Origin of the sequence: Dyella sp. 2YAF14, assembly GCF_052114725.1 — a bacterium.
Taxonomy (GTDB): domain Bacteria; phylum Pseudomonadota; class Gammaproteobacteria; order Xanthomonadales; family Rhodanobacteraceae; genus Dyella.
Genome location: NZ_JBFRFH010000011.1, coordinates 77,669 through 95,988, shown reverse-complemented (window position 1 = coordinate 95,988; position 18,320 = coordinate 77,669). Strand labels below are relative to the sequence as shown.

Genomic DNA, 18,320 nt, shown 5'->3' with positions numbered 1-18,320 from the left:
GATTTCTTCCGTCTGAGCCACGATGCCACGCAGCGATGACTATACCGGCGTTGCCGGCGCTTCCCGAGACCTTCCCGTTCAGGCTGCAGTGCTGTTGGTGAACCTGGGCACACCAGAGGCGCCCACGGCCAAGGCGGTGCGCCCGTATCTCGCCCAGTTCCTGGGCGACCGCCGAGTGATCGACTATCCGCGCTGGCTCTGGTGGCTGATCCTGCACGGCGTGATCCTGCGTGTGCGCCCTGCGCGTTCGGCCCACGCCTACCAGCGCATCTGGACGGCGCAGGGCTCGCCGCTGCGCGTGGGCAGCGAGGCACTGGCCGCGCGACTGCAGGACAAGCTTTCGGAGACATGTGCGGAACCCGTGCGCGTGGCGTTGGCGATGCGTTATGGCCAGCCCTCGGTGCCCGCGCAAATCGAGCGGCTGCAACGCGAGGGCGTGCGTCACCTGTTAGTACTGCCGTTGTATCCCCAATATTCCGCCACCTCCACCGGCTCGGTGATCGACGCCGTGGCCGAGTCCATGCAGTCGTTGCGCTGGCCGCCCGAGCTGCGGCTGGTCAACGACTATCACGACGACCCGGGCCATATCGAAGCGCTGGCGCGCAGCATCGAGCAATGGTGGGCGGCGCACGGTCGCGGCGACAAGTTGCTGCTCTCCTTCCACGGCATTCCCGAGCGCTATGTGCGCGAGGGCGATCCCTACTTCGACCAGTGCCAGGCCACCGCACACGCGTTGCGACAGCGACTGGCGCTGGAGGAGCCGCAGCTGCTGGTGAGCTACCAGTCGCGGGTGGGACGCGAGTCCTGGCTGCACCCCTATACCGACGCCACCGTGCGCGAGCTGGCGGCGAGCGGCATCAAGCGGCTCGACGTCGCCTGCCCGGGTTTCGCCGTGGACTGCCTGGAGACGCTGGAAGAAATCGCCATGCAGAACCGCGATTTTTTCGTCGAGGCCGGCGGCAGCGAACTGCGTTACATCCCAGCGCTCAATGACACGCCCGAGCAGATCGACAGCCTGGCCGCGCTGGTGAGACGCCACACCGGCGGCTGGTCCGCCTTCGCCCCACGCGTCGGCACGCCGGCATGAAAGCCCCGGTCGAGCGCGAGGTACGGCTGCCGCATCTGCGCCTGAGCGCGCAGGTGTGGGGCGACGAACAAGCGCCGCCGCTGCTGGCCCTGCACGGCTGGCTGGACAATGCGTGGAGCTATGCGCGACTCGCTCCGCTGCTGGCCGAACGCTGGCAGGTGATTGCGCTCGAACTGCCGGGTCATGGTCATTCCGATCATCTGCCGCCCGGCATGCAATATCACCTGGTCGACTACGTGCGCTCGGTGCTTGGCGCGATCGATGCGCTGGGACTGACGCGTTGCCACCTGATGGGCCACTCGCTGGGCGCGGGCATCGGTTCGATGGTTGCCGCGGCCAAGCCGGAGCGCATCGACCGACTGCTGCTGATCGAAGGGCTGGGCCCGATCGCCGACGATGGTCACCACACATTGCGCCAATTCCGCGATGCGATGGCGAGCGAGGCCACCGGCCGTTCGCTGCGTTCGTTCCCGTCCATCGACATGGCGATCAGCGCGCGCACCATGGCCAGTGGCCTGCCCGCCGATCAGGCGCGTCCCATCGTCGAGCGTGGCCTGCACAAGAGCGAGCACGGCTGGTACTGGCGCAGCGATGCACGAGTCAATCGCCCCTCCTCCATCCGACTCACCGAAGAACAGGTGCGCGCCATCCTGCGCGGCATCGAAGCGCCCACCGCGCTGCTGCTCGCCCGACCCGACACGCCCTACCTGCCCGGCCCCCGCATGCAGGCACGCGCCGCCTGCGTGGCCGATATCGCGGTGACGCATCTGGATGGCGGCCACCATCTGCAGCTGGAACACCCCGAAGCCGTCGCCCGCTGGGCGAACGCGCATCTGGACGGCGAGCACGCCTGACCGACGGCACATGCCCCGGCGCGGCAGCGGTCTAGACTGGCGCCATGCAACATCTACAACGCGCCAACTACGGTCAACCCGAACGGCTGCGGCAACTCGGCGACCTGCAGGTGTCCGCCACGCCGTATGCCGGCGGCAGCGCCTTGCCGTGGCATGAGCACGACGAGGCGTATCTGTGCCTGGTCGCTACAGGCGGCTATACCCAGCAAGCGGGCGAGCAGGAACTCGAATGCCGACCGGGCGCGCTTCTGACGCATCCGCAGGGCCATCGACACGCCAATCGCTTCGGGCCCGAAGGCGCGCGCTGCATCAGCATCTTTCTCGACGATATGGCCGGCGACGGGGTATCGCGTCTGCTTGGCGAACATCGCCAACTGCGACTGCCCGATGCGGATCGCCTGCTCGCCCGCATCGAACGCGAATTGCGCGCGACCGATGATGCCGCCGCGCTCGCTTTGTCGTCAGCCGTGTTGGAGCTGGTGGCGCTCGCCTGTCGTGCTGACGACCAGCGACGCCCCGCCTGGCTGCAGCGCGTCCTGGATCGCCTGCACGATGACCCCCTCGCCACGCCGTCATTGCAGGAACTGGCGGCTTTGGCAGGCGTCCATCGCTCTCATCTCGCGCGCGGCTTTCAGCAGGCCAAGGGCACCTCGATCGGCGAATACCAGCGCGGCTTGCGCATCGCGCTCGCGCGCAAGGCGCTAGGCGAGTCGCAGCGCTCCATCGCCGAAGTGGCCGCCATGGCCGGCTTCAACGACCAGAGTCATTTCGCTCGCGTGTTCCGTCACCTCACCGGTGAAACGCCGCGTGACTACCGGCACAGAACGCAACGCACGTGCTGATACGCCACGCACGTCCTAGACCGGGCGCGCCAACCGACGGACCATGACGACACCCGACCACGGAGTGTCCCCCATGCTGCATCGCGCCCGTCCCCTGCTCGTGTTGTTGCTCGCCGGTGCGCTGAGCCAGGCTTTCGCTGCACCCGCTGATGACAGCGCCGCCGTACTTGCCAGTCTGCGCCAGGCCCACGGTGGCGACCGCTGGCAACACGTCGCCGCACTGCAGGCCGAAGGCCGCGAAGCAGGCGACGGACTGACCGGCCCCTGGCAGGCCACGGTGGACCTGCGTAGCGGCCATTACCTCACGCGCATGCACAACGATGTGTTCGGCACTGCCGAGGGCATCGATGCGCAAGGCCACTGGCGCGAAGACATCACCGGCATGATTCATCCGTTGGATTCGGATGAGGCACGCACCGTCGACGTCACCGCTAGCTGGCTGCGCCGCTACGGCTTTCTCGATGCGGATTCCTCCGTCCAATACCATCACCTGCCCGACGCCCAGGACAACGGCCACACCTATCAGCGCATCGAAGCCACGCCGGCCGGCGGGCGTCTCGTCACGCTGTGGATCGATGCCACTACGCATCGGCTGGATCGCGCGATCTACGCGACTTCCTTCCTGATCGCCACCGAACGCTACAGCGACTACCGCGATGTGGACGGCCTGCCGCTACCCTTCCGCATCGCCAGCTCGCGCGCCAACCTCGCCGGCAATGCCGATGGCGAGAGCGTGGATACCGTCGAACGCTATCGCGTACTCAGCAATGTTCCGACAACCGATCTGCAGCGTCCCGATGGCAAGGTCCGCGACGTCACCATGGTCAACGGTGCGACGGAGGCGGTGACGCCCATGCAGCTCGAAGGAGGCATCCTGATCGTCGATGTGAGCATCGACGGGCGTGCGCCGATGCCCTTCATCCTCGACACCGGCGGCCATGCGATTCTCACCAGCGACGCGGCCAAACAGCTGGGTTTCCAGACACAGGGCCAGGGCGTGAGCGGCGGCTCGGGATCAGGAACGATGAGTACGTCGTATACCAAGGTGCATGACACTGGTCTGGGTAACGCGCATATCCGCGATCTCACCTATACCGTGCTGCCCTACCCCTACAGCTTCTACGAGCGCGGCAACGGTGCGCCGATCGCCGGCATTCTCGGCCTGGAAATGTTCGAGCGCTTTGCGATCACGTTCGACTACGACCACCATCAGCTGCACCTCAAGCCGTATGACCTGGGCGAAGCACCGCCGATCAAGCAAGGCGACGTCGTGGCGCTGCGCTTCACCGATGACATGCCGCTGGTGGAGGCCAATCAGGACGGCCATAACGGCATGTTCGGCATCGACACCGGCAACGCCGGCTACGTGCTCACCTTCCCCCAGTGGGCTCAACGCAACGGCATCGCGGCACGCTACGAGCAGGGCCTGCCGATACCCACCGGCGGCGTCGGCGGCCTCTTCACCGCACACATCGCCCACGCCAAGGAGTTCACCCTCGGCACGCAGCGCATGGACAACGTCGTCGCCATGCTCACCCGCAACGACGCCGGCGCCACAGGCAACCCGAGCGAAGCAGGGAATATCGGCCAGGACATCCTGTCGCGCTACAACGTGCACTTCGACTACCGCCACCAGCAGATGGTGCTGATGCCACGCGACCCTGTCCCCGTGTGGCACTACGGCATGGCGGGCTTTCGCGCTGAGAAATCCCAGGACCATCCGGATCGCTTCAACGTCATCAACGTCACGCCGGGCAGCCCCGCGCAGCAGGCTGGACTCAAGAAGGGCGACGCGATCGTGGCAGCGAATGGAAAAGCGGCAGCGAGCATGAGCTTTGGCGCGCTGCGCGATCTGAGCATGCATCTACCTGATGGCACACCGTTGGCGTTGAAATTGGCGGATGGCCGGGAGTTGAAGATGGTGCTGAGGGATATCGCACCGCGGTAAGAGCCCCCTCTCCCTTGTAGGAGCGCACTTGTGCGCGACAACCCGGCGGAGCGATACATCCCAGCGCTGCGATCGCGCACAAGTGCGCTCCTACAGAGGGAATGGCGAGCTACAGCCAGATGCAATTCCAATAGGGGTAATCAAGCACGCTATCCACCAGGCCCGCGCGCAAGGGATTGGCAACGATGTACCGCGCCACCGTCCTGATATCGTCCTCATGACGAAGCGCGCGGTCATGGTAGCCGCGCCCCCATACGACCGCAGTCCGCGTGCAATTCAATTGCCGCGCCACGGCTGCCTTGAAGCGATTCATGACCATTGGCAGCGAATCGCGATGCCCGAGCTGCACGAGTCCATGCCAGTGATCCGGCATCAGCACCCAGCACAGCAGAGACGCATCGCCCCAATTCTCCCGCTCATGGATGCAGCGACAGGCGGATCTAGCCAGCTCGCTGTTCTTGAACAGCGGCCGGCGATAAGCCGTCACCGTTGTCAGGAGGTAGATGTGGCCCGGGTGGGAAATTCTTCCCGCGCGCAGAGCTCGATGTCCCGGAGGAGAGGTCATGCGCGGACGGTTGCATCGTCAGCGCGGGATGGATAGCGGGGCCTTCGCTGCCCTTTCGTAGGGGCGTGCCTGGCATGCAATAGACAACGACCTGGCGATGGGGCGGGTTGTGTTCGCGCACAAGTGCGCTCCTACAAGGTTGTCGCGTTCGTCAGGGTTTTTGCAGCCCCAACGTCTCCAACCCCTGCTCAAACGTTACATCCACCGGAATCTTCGCCTGATCCAGCCGCTTCAGATCACCAGCCAGCGCGGCGTCGACATTGCCCATGCGATCGGTCAGCTGCTTGGCGGCATCGTAATCACCATCGCCCTGGATGGTGAGCAATTTGGCGGACAGCGCGTTCATGGCAGCCGTCATCTTGTCGAAGTCGACGCGATAGCGCCCCGTCGTGGCGTCACGGCTGAAAGCACCCTGCTGCTGGAAGAAATTGAAGCGCACCATGTTGGCCTTGGCGTGCGCATCACTGGCGCCAAAACGCACCGAGCGCAGGATGCCGGCGAGGAAGGTGACGTAGTTGTCCATCAGCTTGGACTTGTCCAGCTCACCCTTGTCGGCGAGCTTGCTGACCATATAGAGGCCGAGGATATCGGCCTTGCCTTCCTCGAAGCTCGATGCCTGGTCCTTCAAGGCCGTGCGCACCATGCCCTTGCCGTTGAGCGTGTTCTTGATGCCCAGGCCGTGCGCGACTTCATGGAACATGGTGTTCTCGAAGAAGGCATCGAAGGTGAGGTGCGACTGCTGATCGTCTGCCACCAACGCCTTGGCGATCGGCAGCATGATCTTGTCGAACTTCGCCTGCATCACGTTTTCCAGTTGCAGGCGACGCGTGCCCTTTTTCAGCTGCACTTCTTCGTCGTTGGGCAGGTTGATCGCGATGGTCTTGGCGCCGACGTTGGCGTCGCCCGCGTAGTACACGGCGAAGTAGGCATTGAGATCGGCATCGGCGCCGGGCTTCTCGGCCTTGTATTTGTCGCCCACCGGCAGCTCGCGCTGCAGTTCGGGCAGGTATTTGGTGAAGCGCGCGAGCTTGGCGCTCCACGCCTGGTCCTTCACCAGCACATAGCTTTCGTAGCTGGCCTTGTAGCCGAACAGTTGGTCCTCATAGGTTTCGATGGGACCGATCACGATGTCGACCGGATTATTCTTCATCGACATCCAGGCGAAATCGCTGGGGCGATAATCGTCGCTGAGCAAGGCATCGGCGCGCTTCTTGAGATAGCCCGCGAATTCCTTGTCGGCTGACAGATCCGCCGCCTGGCGCAGCAGTCCGGCGGCGCGCTGCAGGTCGGCCTGGTAGGCCTCGTGATAAGGCACCACCGCCAGTGCGTTCTGGGCATTTCGACGCAGCACGGTGTAGAGGCCGGCCTTGTCCTTGAGATCGGACTTGTCGAATTCCTCTTTGGTCATGTCAGCCGGATAGAACTGGGCGCCCGGCGGGCGAGGACCCACGCCGGCGACGAAGGGCTGGTCGTTGTTCAAGCGATCCCATGGGCCGTAGTTGATCTGGGCGTACTGGCGCGTGACATCGTCGGGAATGCGCGCCATCAAGGCAGCCTTGTCGCCCCACGATTGCTGCCAGTAGATGTCGTTGGTGACATCGGCCGCCTCGATCAGCAGCGCGATCATCTGCTTCTGCTTGTCGTCGAAGCCGGAGAGATCCGCCGTGAGCTTGACCGACGCGTAGTTGGCCAAGCCCTGGGTGGCGATGTCCGCATCCGTGGACGGCGGCGGCACGGTCGGCGTGGTGCTGGCCGGCGCGGGCGCGGAAGCAGCTCCGGCAGGCGCGTTGCTATCGTGCGAGCTGCAGCCGGCCAGGATGGCGATAAGACTCAGGGCAAGCAGATGGCGACGCATGGCGCTTTCTCGATAGAAGGAAAGCGCCATGGTAGCGCGCGGCGAGTTACGCGCGTCTACCTCCATTTTCGTCATTCCGGCGCAGGCCGGAATGACGAGCTAAAAAACAGCGCCTACCTCACCCCGAAATCGCCAGCCGCTCGGACTGATACAAATGCGCCGTCGCCAGCACCCCCACAATGGAGGCGGCCAGGCTACCCGCCAGGCACAGGCCGAACTGGTCCGCCGTGACGCCATCGCCACGCAGCAATTGCATGATGCCCAGGTGCTGCCCGAGCAGCGGCACGGCGTACATCCATTCCTGTGCCTTGATGGGCATGGTGGACAGAAGGATGCTGGGCAGCACCGGCACGAACATCAGCAGCGAAACATAGGTTTGCGCTTCGCGATAGCTCTTGGCGAATGCCGCCACCATCGACTGCAGCGCGGCCAGCAACACGATCAGCGGCAGCATCAGCAACAACACCTGCCCGCTGAAGCGCAGGCCGAGATCCAGCTCCATGCCGAGTTTTTCCGTCGGAATGAAACGGCCCACCACGGCGAACGCCAACAGGCTGATCAGCAGGCTGATCGCCGAGAACGTGCAGATGGCCGCCAGCTTGCCGGCAAGAATCTTCCAGCGCGCCACCGGATTGGCGAACAGCGGTTCCAGCGATTGCCGCTCGCGTTCGCCCGCAGTGAGATCGATCGCCAGATACATGCCGCCCATGAACACGGTGAGCACGAAGAAGTACGGCAGGATCGAAAACACCAGTGCGGCACGCGCCTGCGCCGTGGCCTGGTCGCGCTTGGCGGCAACCACCGGCCACGCGGTACTCGGCGAAAGTCCGCGCGACACCAGACGCATCGCACCCTGCTGGCGTGCATAGGTTTCGACCACTTGCGACAAACGATCCACCGCAGCATTGGCATCGCGTTGCGAGGAGTCGTAGATCAACTCCACCTGCACGGCCTCGCCCTTGCGCCACGCCGTGGCATAGTCGGGCGAAATGCGCAGCACCACATCGGCATCCTGCTTGCGCACGGCCAGTTCGGGATTGGCGATGGGCGGCTTGGGTACGATGCCTTCGGCCTTCAAGGCGTTGATCAGGTTGGGGGCGTACTCGGCCCCGGCCACCGGCACCGGCAGCGGCTTCTCGGCCTTGTCCAGCTGACGGTTGAGAGTGATGTTGAGCAACATCACCATGATGATCGGCCCCAGCAGCGGACCGGTGAGGAACGCACTCATGATGGTGCGTCGGTCGCGCAGGTTCTCGCGCACCTCCTTCATGTACACGGTGAGGAAGGCGCGCGTGCGTGCCACCGGCGTGATAGTTTTCATGTTCATGCGGCGAGGCCCTCTTCGCTGCCGATGATCTTCACGAAGGCATCCTCGAGGTTAGCCTCGCCTGTCTGGTCGCGCAGCGCAGCCGGCGATTCGTCCGCCACGACGCGGCCGTTGGCGATGACCACGATGCGATCGCACAGCGCCGCCACCTCCTGCATGATGTGACTGGAGAACAGCACGCAGCGCCCCTCGCTTTTCAGCTGCTGCATGAACTGCCGCAGCGCTCGCGTGGCCATCACATCCAGGCCATTGGTCGGTTCATCGAGAATGACATTGCGCGGATCGTGGATCAGCGCGCGCCCGATCGCCGTCTTCACACGCTGGCCCTGGGAGAATCCTTCGGTACGGCGATCGGCGAAGTCGCTCATTTCCAACGCCTTCACCAGCGCCTCGCGGCGACTGACGATCAAGTCCTCGGGCAGACCGTGCAAGCGAGCGAAATAATCGATGTTTTCGCGCGCACTGAGGCGCTTGTACAGTCCGCGTGCATCCGGCAGCACGCCCAGCTGGCGTCGCACGGCAAGCGCGTCGCTGGCGGCATCGATGCCGTCCACCAGCACCTGGCCGCGATCGGGCTTCATCAGCGTATACAGCATGCGCAGCGTGGTGGTCTTGCCTGCACCGTTGGGACCGAGCAGGCCGGTGATCTCGCCATCGCGAGCCTTGAAGCTGACGCCATCCACCGCTTTGACGGTGCCGAACGCCTTGTGTAAATCCTTTACCTCGATCATGGCGTCGCTCCGTTGAAGTCGATGAAGGTCGGCGTGGGATGCATCCGCTCCAGACAGGTGGTGTCCAGTACCTTGGGCTTGAGGTCTTCGATGAAGTGCTTGACGATCTGCGGCGCGCAGCCCGCGTTGATCACGTTGTGACCCTGGCCGGCGAGCACGAGGTGGCGCGAGTTGGGCAGGTTCTTGGCCACCTCGTCGCCGTAGCGCGGCGGCGTGACCGGATCGAACTGGCCGGAGAACAGCAGCACCGGCGTATCGGTTTTCAGCGGCTCGTGGAAATCGGCCGGCCGCGAACCCTTGGGCCACACCGAACAGGTGTTGCGCAGCGTATCGACCATGCGCGTGCCCAGGATGCTGTGCGCATCCTCTTCGCGCGGCGTCAGCAGATCGGCATCCTCACTGCAGATCACCGCGAGCTGCATGCCGCCGTTCATGGTGTCGGAAAGATCGCCCGACAGCAGCTTGGCCTGCCCCAGCAGCGGGCCGACGTCGCCATGCGCCGCGGCATCGATGGAAAGCGGCAGCAGTGCGGCCGTGAGCGGTGAATAGGCGAACATGCGCACGACGCTGGCCAGCGAGTATTCGCTGAGGGTGCGCTGCACGCTCTGATAGGTTTGCGGATCGCGGAAGCTCACCTTGTGCGGATTGGCGCGCAGCGCGTCGCGCAGCTGGAACAGCGTCTGGTACGGATCGTTGAAACGCTTGCGGCAGGCCTCGTTGGCCGTGCACTGCGCGAACTGCGCCTTGAGCGCATCGTCGAGGTTGCGGGCAAAGTCTTCGCCGAGCACCAGTTCGTTCGGCACCACGCCATCGAGCACCAGGCTGCGCACGGCCTGGGGATAACGCATGGCGTACTGCTGCGCCATGCGCGTGCCGTAGGACACGCCGACCAGATCAAAGGTCGGCGAACCCAGCGCCTTGCGCACGTCTTCCAGATCCTGTGCGGCGATGGTGGTGGTGTAGTAGCGAGGATCTGCCTTGCCGTCGAGCTGCTTGAGGCAACGTTCGGTTTCCTGCTTCTGCCGCTCAGGACTGGCGTCGACATCTTCGGAGCCGCCTTCCGTGCCCTCGCCTTCATCCTTGCAGGTGAGCGGATTGGAGCCGCCGGTGCCACGCTGATCGAGCAGCGCCACATGGCGATGCGCGAGCAGCGGCTGCAGGGCCGTCGACACGCCCGGCCACGATTCCGTGGCCGCCTGTCCCGGCCCGCCCGCCAGCATCACCAGCATGTCCTTGCTGGCGACCTGTGCACTGCTGCGGATCACCGCGAGCTTGAGGTGGATCTTGCGGCTGTTCGGATCGTCGCGATTCTCGGGCACTTCGAACGGTACGCACCACGCGGCAGTGGAAAGCCCGCTGTTGGGCTCCCCCAGCTCGCACGGCGTGAGCGTGAGCGAGCCCAGCGTCCACGTCTGCGGTTTAGCGGCTTTGGCGGGCGCCTGGGTTGTGTCGGCGGAAGCGGCGGTGTCTTGCGCGCCTGCACTCGCCTGCGGATGAAATTGCTTCCAGCCCAGTATCGCCAGTGCGATGACCACGATGCCTAGGCGAAAGGCGGTTCGTCCTTTGCTTGCCATGGGTGTACTCCCCTCACTCCATTGGATGTCGCGAAATCGCCGGTAGCGTCACCGGCGGTTCCGGTTCGAAGATCGATTCGATGGAAAGGCCAAACAGCCGCGCAATCTTGAAGGCCAGCGGCAGACTTGGATCGTACTTGCCTGTCTCGATCGCGTTCACCGTCTGGCGCGATACATCCAGACGATCGGCCAGGTCGGCCTGCGACCAGGCGTGCTCGCCGCGCAGTTCACGGATACGGTTATTCACGGTACGCCCACCAGGGCACGACGATTCCGGTTAGTCATCGGGCAGCCCACGCGTGCGCCAGCGCGCCATGCCCAGCAGCAGCCCGAGCACCGCCGACGCGCCCGCCATGCCGCACAACAGCCCGATGCGGAAGCTGTCCCAGTCATGTCGCCATGCGTAAAGCGCTGCCACGCCCGTGATCAGGGCGAGCAGCAACAGACGACCGGCCGGCGCGAGGCCGCTCTCGCCTGTGCAGGCCGCGTCATGCCCATAGGCGCGCGCCACGTACCAGCGAGTGATTCCGTAGCTGGCCATCATCAGTGGAAAGACCCAGATCAGCACCGAACCATCCAGCGGCAGCACCTGCGCAATCGACAGGAAGCCACCCAACAAGCTCAGCGCCGCGGTTACCCCGGTCGCCACGCCCAAGGCGATCAGATGGGTGCGCTGCTCCAGCTCATCGCTGTCGCGGATAAGCCGGGCCAGCTGGGCCAGCACGTAGAACATGGGAAGCAGCGGCGCCAGCGCGAGCAGGATCTTCAGGGGCAGGCTGCCGACCGTATGGACGATCGGCCAGACGGACAGCATGAACACCGTATAGAGGGTGATCGCGAACAGCGTGCGCCGCTGGTATTGCCGATAGGTGAGGCGAGACATAGAGGCCCTGAGTCCAGTGTCAAGCTGACTTGACACAGGCTACGTCCAGCCCCTGAGGCGTGTCAAGCACGCTTTACACAGAGGCCTGTATCGGCCGGCCCGGCGCAAAACTTAACGGTCCTGGCCATCGGACATCTCCGAAAATGTGACCCAATTTGCACATTGAGCTGCCCATAGCGTCGGATGTGACCCAGCTCGACTCACAAAATTCGTCACTTGCATTTAACAACTACATCTCACTTTCGGCAGATTGCGGGGTTTTTAGCGTCTCGCTGTCGTTGGCACGGGGGTTGCTTTGAGGGCGGTAAGCGAACTGGAAGACCGACCCGAGGGGTGGGGGCCAGAAGCCTAAAAGGCGCTGCGGGGGGCGATGTCCCATTTGGTCCGAAAGCGCATGACTCGTTGCTTGCTCAAAAACTTACGTCAATCAAAGGACATCGTATGAAGAAGATTCTGGTTTCCGCCGCTCTGGCCGCCATCCTCGGCACCGCTGCCTTCTCGGCCTCGGCCGTCGACGGCACCATCACCATCAGCGGCAACATCAACGCCTCGACCTGCAAGATCAACGGCGCCAACAGCCCGGCCGCGATCGCCGTGACCCTGCCGACCGTGTCGACCACCTCGCTGAATGCCGCAGCCGCTGTTGCCGGCCGCACCCCGTTCTCCATCGCCCTGACCGGCTGCGGTTCGCTGACGAAGGCCACCACCTTCTTCGAGCCGGGTCCGACCGTGATGGGCGACGGCAACCTGAAGAACGCCACCGGCACCGCCACCGGCGTTGAAGTGCAGCTGCTCAATGGCGCTGATTTCTCGGCCATCGCGCTGAACAGCGCTTCGGGCGCACAGAACTCGACCCAGGCCACGCTGACCGGCGGCGCCGGCACGCTGAACTACTACGCCCAGTACTACGCCACCGCCGCTGCGGGTGCCGGTACGGTCGCCACCAGCGTCCAGTTCACGATGCTTTACCAGTAAGTCGCAACACGCGCCGGAGCCACCTGGCTCCGGCGCACTCCCGCTGACAACATCAGCGGCCCTGATCCCACTGAGGTAATTCCCGATGAGGAAGTTAGTCTGCGCAATCGGCGCGGGCCTGATGGCCCTGTGTCTCAGCGCTCCCCAGGCCCAGGCCAATGTGTTGATCGGCGGCACCCGCGTGGTGTTCCCCGCGAAGGACGGCGAAGTCACCGTCCGTCTGACCAACGACAACGACCACCCCGTGCTGGTGGAATCCTGGATCGACCGCGGCGACGTGCATTCCACGCCCGAGTCAGTCGATGTGCCGTTCCTGATCACCCCTCCTCTGTTCCGCATGGAGCCGAAGAAGGAACAGAGCCTGCGCGTTGTCTTCACCCATGAGCAGCTGCCGGCTGACCGGGAATCGCTGTTCTGGCTCAACGTGCTCGAAGTGCCGCCCAAGCCCACCGGCCCGCAAGCGGAAGGCCAGAATCTTCTGCAGCTGGCGCTGCGTTCGCGTCTGAAGCTTTTCTACCGTCCGACCGGCCTGCAGGGCGACCCGCTCAAGGCACCGGGCGCGCTTACCTGGAAGATCGTGGCCGACGGCAAGGGCTTTGCGCTTGAAGCGCACAACCCCACGCCCTACCACGTAACGATCTCCGAACTGTCCGTCGCCAGTGGCGGTAACAACGTCGGTGCCGAAATCGGCATGGTCGCTCCGCTGTCGGACCTGCGCCTGCCGCTGCATGGCAACAGTCAGAAGCCGGCGGCCGGTAGTGTCGTGTCGTTCTCGGCCATCAATGATTACGGCGCAGCCGACAGCTACAAGAGCACGGTGTCGCCGTGATTCATCTGCGCGCCTGCCATAGCCACCGCACGAGCACCAACGGCCTCGCCGTCGGCGCCCGCGTGGTGCTGAGCGTGGCTATCGCCGGCGTGCTATTTGGCCTGAGTGCTTCTTCCCATGCGGCTGCCGCCGCAGCCGCCTCCGGTGCCGATGCATCGGCAGCGATCGATGCGAACTTCGATCGCAGCCTGCTCTCCGGCGCCGGCAGCAACACGAACGACCTCTCGCGCTTCGAGCGCGGCAACGTGGTGATGCCTGGCGTGTATCGCACGGATATCTTCGTCAACAACGCCTGGATGGGCCGCGCCGACGTGCGCTTCGCTTCGCCCTCGGCGGATGCGCCGGCCATCGCATGCCTGACCAAGGCCATGTTCGAGCAGTTCGGTCTGCCGATGCAGAAGCTCAGCGCCGAACAGCAGGCGAAGCTGGCCAACGACGCGGGCAGCTGCGTGGCAATCGGCGACCTGATTCCCGCCGCCACGATGAATTTCGATCAGCCGAACCTGCGACTGGACGTGAGCATCCCGCAAGCCTGGCTGGGTACCCGCGCGCGCGGCTACGTCAGCCCCGAGAACTGGGACCGTGGCGTCAACGCCGCCCTGCTCAACTACAACTTCAACAGCTACCGCAATCACAGCAACGGCGTCACGCAGACCTCGTCGTTCCTGGGCCTCAATGCGGGTCTGAATCTGGCTGGCTGGCAGTTGCGCAACGATTCCACGGTGGTGATGCAGTCGGGCGGTGCCGCGGGCACGCCCTCGACCACGCACTGGCAGAACATTGATACCTACGTGCGCCGTGACATTCCTTCCATGCGCTCGCAGCTGACCATCGGCGATTCCTACACGAGTGGCGATCTGTTCGACGCGGTGAGTATCCGCGGTGTCCAGCTGACCACCGACGACCGCATGCTGCCCGATTCTCTGCGTGGCTACGCACCGACGGTGCGCGGCGTGGCCGAAACCAATGCCAAGGTAACCGTTCGCCAGAACGGCATCGTGCTGTACGAAACCACGGTGGCACCGGGCCCGTTCACCATCAGCGACCTGTACGCCACCGGTTACGGCGGCGACCTGGCCGTGACCGTGACCGAAGCGGATGGGCGTGTGCGTTCGTTCGCCGTGCCATACGCCTCGGTGCCGCAGTTGCTGCGTCCGGGCGTGATGCGCTTCTCCGTCGCCGCGGGCGAACTGCACGACGCTTCGATTCACGCACATCCGGCGCTGGTAGAGGCCACCCTGCAGCGCGGCATCACCAACATGCTCACCGGCTACGCGGGCGTGGTCGGCACGAATGGCTACGGCGCGGTGCAGATCGGCACCGCACTCAATACCAAGTACGGTGCACTGGCGCTCGACCTGACCGACGCACGCACGGAGATCCCGGGCCAGTCCACGCAGAACGGCCAGAGCGTGCGCCTGAGCTACAGCAAGATGCTGCCGGACACGAACACCTCGCTGACGGTTGCCACCTACCGCTACTCCACCAGCGGATACCTTGGCCTGCGCGACGCGATGACCATGCGCGACATCGCCAACGGTTATCGCTACGTCGACCCGTCCACGCAGACCACGATCGACGGTGTCACCACGACCAACCTGCTCACGCCGGACCAGATCCGCGCGCTGCAGGGCAACCAGGGCAACTTCAGCACCTACACCAGCCAGCTCGATCGCCAGCGCAGCCGTTTCGACATCAGCTTGAACCAGCGCCTGGGCGACCACGGCGGCACGATCTATGTCACCGGCTCGGCCATTGACTACTGGAACCGCAACGGCACGGATGTGCAGTTCCAGGCCGGCTACAACAATACGTTCCGCCGCCTGAGCTACACGATCTCCGCCACGCGTACCCGCGATGCGTTCTCGCGCATGAGCAACCAGATCTTCGCCAGCTTCACGCTGCCGCTCGGCAACAGCGTGCATGCACCGAACTTCGGCGCCAACCTCACCCACGACAGCACGGGCCATACGCTGGACCAGGCGACGATCAACGGGACCCTGGGCGTGGACAACCAGTTCAGCTACGGCGCCACGGCCTCGCACGACAACGGCCAGGGCGACGGTGGCAGCGGTGGCAATGCCGGTACGGTCTACGCGGGTTACCGCAGCCCCTATGCACAGTTCAACGGAAGCGTGGGTGCAGGCAACGGCTATTCGCAGGCGTCGCTTGGCGTGTCCGGCGCCGTCGTTGTTCACCCCGGCGGCGTCACCTTCGGCCTGCCGATGGGCGACACGGTAGCCGTTGTCGAAGCCAAGGATGCCGCCGGTGCGCGCGTGCTCAACTCCTCCGGCGTCCGCATCGACCGCTTCGGCTATGCACTAGTGCCGTACATGACGCCTTACGGCCTCAACACGGTGCAGATCGATCCGAAGGGCCTCCCGCTGAACGTGCAGCTGGAAGCCACCAGCGCCCAGGTTGCTCCGCACGCCGGCGCGGTGGTGATGCTCAAGTTCAAGACGGAAAACGGCCGCACGGTGCTGCTGCGCATCCGCCAGTCGGACGGCAAGGCCATCCCGTTTGGCGCCGACATTGTCGATGAAAAGAACCAGCCCATCGGCGTGGTAGGCCAGGGCGGTCGCGCGCTGGTGCGCGGTGCGAAGGACGAAGGCCGCCTCAACGTGCAGTGGAAGCTCGATGACAGCTCACCGATCAGCTGCGGCTTCTCTTATCACCTCAAGCCATTCGACAAGAAGAGCGCCAAGATGGACGGCCTGGAAACGATCGACGCCACCTGCTCGCCCATCGCTTCCAGTGGAAACGCGTCATGAGCCAACTTCGTTCCGCATTGACCCTCCTGGTTCTGCTGTCACTCGCGTTTCTGCCGATGACGTCGTTCGCCTCGTGCACGCTGACGGGCAACAAGGAACTGGTCAACATGACGCTTCCGGCCACGATCATCCTTGATCCCAGTGCCCCGGTAGGCACGGTGCTGGCCACCTCGCCCGCGGTCGACCCCAGTCCCAAGACCTCCTCGGTCGACTGCGGAAGCACAACGACAATCGGCGTGATCAATCTTCTCCCCGGCGGTCAGCCCAACGGCAGCTCGACGATCTATCCGACGGGTGTCGCTGGCGTGGGTTATCGCATCCTGCACCCCGACTCCAGCAAGTTCCTGCCCCCGTGGGGTTTCGACACCATCGCCTCGGGCACGTACGCGTTGTCGGTGCAGTCGGCCATCCAGTTGGTCAAGACCGCCCCTATCACCGCCGGGTCCACGCTCAACGCCGGAACGGTTGGCTTCTGGCAGTACCAGGGGTCACGCAACACTTTGCGCGTAGAGGACTTCGTCCTGGCCAACAACGTGAAGTTCGTGGCGCCCACATGCACGGTCACCACGCCGAGCATCTCGGTAACGCTGCCCACCGTCTCCAATACCGCGTTCAACGTGGCTGGAGCCACAGCCGGCGCCACTGCGTTCAATATCGGACTGAGCTGCTCCAGTGCCGCGTCTGGCCAGGACATCGCCATCCAGTTCGACACGAACAAACAGCCGAACGGAACCACTGGCGTAATCACACCGACTGGTACGGCGAAAAACGTCGGCGTGCAACTCGTTGACAGCAAGTTCAATCCCATCACCTTCGGCGCCGCTGCCGATGCCGGCACGACACCTACCGGCGCCCTCAACCTAACCTATTACGCGCGCTACTACGCCGTCACGACGGGCGTCACCGCCGGCACGGTGAATGCCACGGCCACTTTCACAATCAGCTATCCATAATTCGGTCGCAGGGGAAATCCTTCGATGCGCTAATAATGCGCGTCACGGAGGTGTTCTGATTTCCTGGAGGTTTGCGACATGTCGCCGTTACATCATGACCGGGGCCGGTTTGCGCATCGCGCCGTTTGGCTGCTGCTTGTGCTGCCCTGCCTCGGCTTCATGCCGAGGTATGCCGCGGCGGCGACCTGCTCGGCCAGTCCGGCCGGCGCAGCGCTCAGCGTTGCCGGCGTGACGGTCACCACGGGCACGCCCGTGGGCACGAAACTCGGTACGCCCGGTACCATCGGCATCACCTTCACTTGCAGTGGCCTGGCGACCTCGGACACGGCCACCATCCAGGTCGGCAACCTTGCGCCGCGCGATGCTTCCGATCCTCCGGCCGGTGGCGGCATCAGTTTCGCAACCAACGTTCCCGGCATCGCGCTCGTACTGACGGCGTCGCCAGTGCAGGCGTCAGACAACAGTTGCCTGCGTTGCGGCCCCGGATCCACGCCGGGTTGGGAGGCGGCCTCGATGACGAAGGCCCAGAACTCCACCACGGTGACGCTGACCGGACAATTCATGAAGACGGGGGCCGTGACAGCAGGCACGGTGTCGTCGATCCAGCTCGCGCAGTTCTGGTGGTACATCTACGGATCGACGAACAGCGTGGGGCCACTGTCGACGCTCACGCTCAACTCCGCGGCGATCGCCGTGCAAGCCTGCTCGGTCAATACCGATTCCACAAATCTCACGGTGACGCTGCCCACGGTAAGCACGCAGGCGCTGAAAACCAACGGCGCGGTTGCGGGTCGTACACCGTTCAAGATCAACCTGACGTGCCAGTCGGGCGCGAACGTATCGATCACCATGATCCCGTCCACGGCCGGCGTTGCCACGGGCACCATCGCCAATTCGGGTACAGCCGCCAACGTCAACGTGCAGTTGCTGGACGGTACGTTCAACCCGGTGACGTTCAATACCTCTAAGTCGCTGGGCGCGGCGCCAAACGGTACGTTGTCGTTGCCCTACTACGCGCAGTATTACGCGACGGGCGCTGTGGGCGCAGGCAGTGTGAAAGCCACGGCCACTTTCACCATGACATATCAATAGCGATGGCGCGCAATTGGCACTCAAGCGGTGCGGG

16 protein-coding genes are annotated in these 18,320 nt (G+C 64.3%); 9 read left to right on the top strand and 7 right to left on the bottom strand.

Annotated features, from left to right (window positions below):
- The first annotated feature begins 22 nt into the window (after positions 1-22).
- The 4 genes from hemH to AB4Y82_RS15870 all read left to right on the top strand — a co-directional run bounded on the left by hemH (position 23) and on the right by AB4Y82_RS15870 (position 4,731).
- Positions 23-1,087, top strand: coding sequence for a ferrochelatase (gene hemH / locus AB4Y82_RS15885; protein WP_441605525.1), 1,065 nt, complete (start codon positions 23-25; stop codon positions 1,085-1,087).
- On the top strand, positions 1,084-1,941 hold the full coding sequence (locus AB4Y82_RS15880) for an alpha/beta fold hydrolase (protein ID WP_441605526.1): 858 nt from the start codon (positions 1,084-1,086) through the stop codon (positions 1,939-1,941). Before hemH ends, AB4Y82_RS15880 begins: the two co-directional genes overlap by 4 nt.
- A 44-nt stretch (positions 1,942-1,985) precedes the next feature.
- A complete protein-coding gene (locus tag AB4Y82_RS15875) occupies positions 1,986-2,783 on the top strand; it encodes an AraC family transcriptional regulator (protein ID WP_441605527.1) in 798 nt (265 codons plus the stop codon).
- Between the two features lie 73 nt (positions 2,784-2,856).
- Positions 2,857-4,731, top strand: coding sequence for an aspartyl protease family protein (locus AB4Y82_RS15870; RefSeq protein WP_441605528.1), 1,875 nt, complete (start codon positions 2,857-2,859; stop codon positions 4,729-4,731).
- 109 nt (positions 4,732-4,840) lie between these two features.
- Here AB4Y82_RS15870 and AB4Y82_RS15865 read toward each other — a convergent pair whose 3' ends face one another.
- From AB4Y82_RS15865 to AB4Y82_RS15835, 7 genes are all read right to left on the bottom strand, one after another.
- On the bottom strand, positions 4,841-5,296 hold the full coding sequence (locus AB4Y82_RS15865) for an REP-associated tyrosine transposase (RefSeq protein WP_441605529.1): 456 nt from the start codon (positions 5,294-5,296) through the stop codon (positions 4,841-4,843).
- A 151-nt stretch (positions 5,297-5,447) separates the two neighbouring features.
- Positions 5,448-7,151, bottom strand: a complete 1,704-nt coding sequence (locus AB4Y82_RS15860; RefSeq protein ID WP_441605530.1) for a dipeptidyl-peptidase 3 family protein — start codon at positions 7,149-7,151, stop codon at positions 5,448-5,450.
- A gap of 118 nt (positions 7,152-7,269) precedes the next feature.
- The gene (locus AB4Y82_RS15855; protein WP_441605556.1) at positions 7,270-8,472 is read right to left on the bottom strand and encodes an ABC transporter permease; all 1,203 of its coding nucleotides are present in this window, start codon (positions 8,470-8,472) and stop codon (positions 7,270-7,272) included.
- A 2-nt stretch (positions 8,473-8,474) separates the two neighbouring features.
- Positions 8,475-9,209: an ABC transporter ATP-binding protein gene (locus AB4Y82_RS15850; RefSeq protein ID WP_441605531.1), complete on the bottom strand. Its 735-nt coding sequence runs from the start codon at positions 9,207-9,209 to the stop codon at positions 8,475-8,477.
- Positions 9,206-10,783 carry an alpha/beta hydrolase gene (locus tag AB4Y82_RS15845; protein WP_441605532.1) on the bottom strand — a complete coding sequence of 526 codons (1,578 nt, stop codon included), beginning with the start codon at positions 10,781-10,783 and terminating at the stop codon, positions 9,206-9,208. The genes AB4Y82_RS15850 and AB4Y82_RS15845 overlap by 4 nt, the downstream gene beginning before the upstream one ends.
- 13 nt (positions 10,784-10,796) lie before the next feature.
- The gene (locus AB4Y82_RS15840; RefSeq protein ID WP_441605533.1) at positions 10,797-11,030 is read right to left on the bottom strand and encodes a helix-turn-helix transcriptional regulator; all 234 of its coding nucleotides are present in this window, start codon (positions 11,028-11,030) and stop codon (positions 10,797-10,799) included.
- A 30-nt stretch (positions 11,031-11,060) separates the two neighbouring features.
- On the bottom strand, positions 11,061-11,666 hold the full coding sequence (locus AB4Y82_RS15835; protein WP_441605534.1) for a hypothetical protein: 606 nt from the start codon (positions 11,664-11,666) through the stop codon (positions 11,061-11,063).
- A gap of 441 nt (positions 11,667-12,107) precedes the next feature.
- Between AB4Y82_RS15835 and AB4Y82_RS15830 the strand changes: the two genes are divergently transcribed.
- From AB4Y82_RS15830 to AB4Y82_RS15810, 5 genes are all read left to right on the top strand, one after another.
- Complete coding sequence (locus tag AB4Y82_RS15830; protein ID WP_441605535.1) at positions 12,108-12,641, top strand: fimbrial protein; 534 nt, start codon at positions 12,108-12,110, stop codon at positions 12,639-12,641.
- An 85-nt stretch (positions 12,642-12,726) separates the two neighbouring features.
- The gene (locus tag AB4Y82_RS15825; RefSeq protein ID WP_441605536.1) at positions 12,727-13,470 is read left to right on the top strand and encodes a fimbrial biogenesis chaperone; all 744 of its coding nucleotides are present in this window, start codon (positions 12,727-12,729) and stop codon (positions 13,468-13,470) included.
- The gene (locus tag AB4Y82_RS15820) at positions 13,467-16,241 is read left to right on the top strand and encodes a fimbria/pilus outer membrane usher protein (protein ID WP_441605537.1); all 2,775 of its coding nucleotides are present in this window, start codon (positions 13,467-13,469) and stop codon (positions 16,239-16,241) included. The genes AB4Y82_RS15825 and AB4Y82_RS15820 overlap by 4 nt, the downstream gene beginning before the upstream one ends.
- Entirely contained in the window at positions 16,238-17,194 is a 957-nt protein-coding gene (locus tag AB4Y82_RS15815) for a fimbrial protein (protein WP_441605538.1), read from the top strand. Before AB4Y82_RS15820 ends, AB4Y82_RS15815 begins: the two co-directional genes overlap by 4 nt.
- Positions 17,195-17,272: 78 nt before the next feature.
- Positions 17,273-18,286, top strand: coding sequence for a fimbrial protein (locus AB4Y82_RS15810; RefSeq protein WP_441611468.1), 1,014 nt, complete (start codon positions 17,273-17,275; stop codon positions 18,284-18,286).
- The last annotated feature ends 34 nt before the right edge of the window (positions 18,287-18,320 follow it).